Source organism: Acidaminococcus hominis, from assembly GCF_900291475.1.
Lineage (GTDB): Bacteria > Bacillota > Negativicutes > Acidaminococcales > Acidaminococcaceae > Acidaminococcus > Acidaminococcus hominis.
Genome location: NZ_OLMM01000017.1, coordinates 1 through 2483, shown reverse-complemented (window position 1 = coordinate 2483; position 2483 = coordinate 1). Strand labels below are relative to the sequence as shown.

Annotated in this window: 2 protein-coding genes; one reads left to right on the top strand and one right to left on the bottom strand. The window is 49.1% G+C overall.

From position 1 onward, the window contains the following. Window positions 1-193: 193 nt before the first annotated feature. Window positions 194-1198, bottom strand: a complete 1005-nt coding sequence (locus C7E10_RS11875) for a gamma-glutamyl-gamma-aminobutyrate hydrolase family protein (protein ID WP_105327528.1) — start codon at window positions 1196-1198, stop codon at window positions 194-196. A gap of 272 nt (window positions 1199-1470) precedes the next feature. On the opposite strand from C7E10_RS11875, the gene C7E10_RS11870 reads away from it, so the two are divergent. Beyond that, window positions 1471-2268 carry a PhzF family phenazine biosynthesis protein gene (locus C7E10_RS11870; RefSeq protein ID WP_105327527.1) on the top strand — a complete coding sequence of 266 codons (798 nt, stop codon included), beginning with the start codon at window positions 1471-1473 and terminating at the stop codon, window positions 2266-2268. Window positions 2269-2483 lie beyond the last annotated feature (215 nt).

Here is a 2483-nt window from a genome sequence, read left to right as displayed (position 1 = left end):
ACAACAGTGGCCGTTTGCAGCGGAATTTGGGCCGTTTGACCCCTATGCAAAAACATAATAGCTACCAAATGGCGGCGTAGAGGTTTATATTATTAGGAACTGTCTACTTGACGGGGAGCACACCAAAATGTTGAAGGTAATAAGGAACGAACGACGATAGAAGTTTTATTATTTCACAGTCTTTTTTACAATTTTATTTGGTTGCTTGCAGGGCTTTATCTTTGGCGGCTTTTACCAGGGCTTTAAAGAAGTCCAGGGAAATCTTGGTGTCGCAGAAGTCCTTGGGGTCTTTTTTGTTGATGAGAACCTGCTTCAGGTCGTTTTCTGGATGGAACTGGAGCGCAACCATAAAGGTCTTGTGAGGATTTTCCACCCCTTCGATAATGGAAACGCCTTTGTAGGTAGTTTCTGCGGTCTGTACCAGGTCAGTACCCGCAATGCTTTCAATGGCCTGATGGTGCCAGCTGGAAACGTTCTTCAGCTCATCGCTGCCTACAATGGCCCGCAGGTAGGAGTTTACCGGAAGAATATGCACGTCGTGACGGGCGTAGGTCCGGTTGGGGACGCCGGGGGGCATCCGGTGGAAGGTACCTTCGTAGACCTTATCCTTGCCGGCATAGTAGTCGGTCATATCCTGAATCATCTTGGCGCCGGAAACTACGCCCAGCATTTGCTCGCTGCGGCAGACGTCCAGGGTGGGGATGTCCTTGGCCAGGCAGTAGGCCTGAAGGGTGTAGTCAGAAATATCCCGGGCAGCATTGATGGTTTCGTTATGGTTCAGTTCTTTTTCTTCATCCTTATACAGGGAGGGACTGATGTCTTCACCACCGGTGCCAAAGACGCCGTCTACGCCCTGCATGACTTCCGTCACGTTGGTTTTGGCAAAGTTCTTGTCTTTGATTTTCACAGCATATTTGTGCTTGAGCATACCGGAGGGTTCCAGGTCTGCGGGGGCTACGGCGCCGTCCTTGTCGTAGGCAACGGACTGGCTCTTAATCTGACCCAATTCCACGGGTACGCCCCCTGCCAGCTCAATAATGCGCTTAAAGGCTGCGTAATCCTGGGTATTGATCTTCCAGGAGATGCCGATGACGGGCTTGCCGCCTACCATGGCGTGGGCATCCACCATAAAGCCCAGGGACAGGCCCAAAGACAGGGCAGAAACGGCCAGCATTTTTTCCAACTTTTTGAACTGCATTTCATCCACATCCTTTCGTATTCAGGTACTGCCGATTTTGACAATTTCAATATAAAAAAATCTCATAAAGTTGTCAAGAATTTGTGAACAAGCAGTGATTTTACTCTAAAAAAACAGGAAAAATGTTCAAGAACGTACAAGATTTTTTGAATATGTACTAATATATCCGCATTTATCTATAGCTTTTAGAAACATTTACAGAGAGCCGTGGGCAGGATATAATGAAATGGGCCTATGTAGTGAGAAAGTGGAGATTCAAGGAGGAAAAGCCAATGAAACATAAAATTTTTAAGCAATATGTAGTGGATGCTTTTACGGATCAGGTATTCCAAGGGAATCCGGCGGCGGTGTGCGTGCTGGAAGCCTGGCCGGAAGACCAGGTGATGCAGCAAATTGCCCAGGAAAACCGGCTGTCGGAAACGGCTTTTACGGTAAAGCAGGGGAAGAAGTACGGCCTGCGCTGGTTTACCCCGGGTGGGGAAATCGACCTGTGTGGTCATGCTACCCTGGGTACGGCTTATGTGCTGTCCCACTTTGTGGAAAAGAAGGCCACGGAGCTGGTGTTTGTCACCAAAAGCGGCAAGTTGACCGTGACCCGGGACGGGGATCTGTTTACCTTGGATATGCCGGCCTATGAACTGAAGAGCGTGCCTGTCACCAAGGCTATGACGGAAGCCATTGGGGTGGAGCCCAAGGAAGCCTATATGGGCAGGGATCTGGTGTGCGTACTGGAAACGGCGGAACAGGTGAAAAAAGCCCAGCCGGACCCGGAAAAGGTCAAGAAGCTGGACGGGCTGTTGCTCCACTTGACGGCACCGGGGAAAAAGTATGACTGTGTGACCCGGAGCTTCGCTCCCAAGCTGGAGGTAATCGAGGATCCGGTGTGTGGTTCCGGCCATTGCCATGTGGTGCCCCTATGGGCGAAAAAGCTGGACAGAAAGAAACTGGTGGCCTTCCAGGCCTCTCAGCGGACCGGGGTGCTGTACTGCCACCTGAAAAAGGACCGGGTGCTGCTGTCTGGGAAGGGCGCCCTGTACAGCAGGGGAGAAATTTATCTGCCCATTAAATAAAAAAAGCATGCATAAATAATTTTGCCTGGCATAAGAATTTGTCTATAGATAAGCTAGAGGAAAGGGTACATTTCGGTGTATCCTTTTTTTGGGTCAGTTGTAAAATGAACTTGAACAGTTAATCAAAAAATAAAAATCCATAGTGAAGCCTCATGCTAAAATGGTTTTGCGAGAAATCATCAACAAAGGAGCAATCACGATGGATCACATCCATT

Bases quoted from the DNA above. Each gene is read 5' to 3' on its own strand.
- C7E10_RS11870 (WP_105327527.1), top strand. From the start codon at position 1,471: ATGAAACATAAAATTTTTAAGCAATATGTAGTGGATGCTTTTACGGAT.
- C7E10_RS11875 (WP_105327528.1), bottom strand. From the start codon at position 1,198: ATGCAGTTCAAAAAGTTGGAAAAAATGCTGGCCGTTTCTGCCCTGTCT.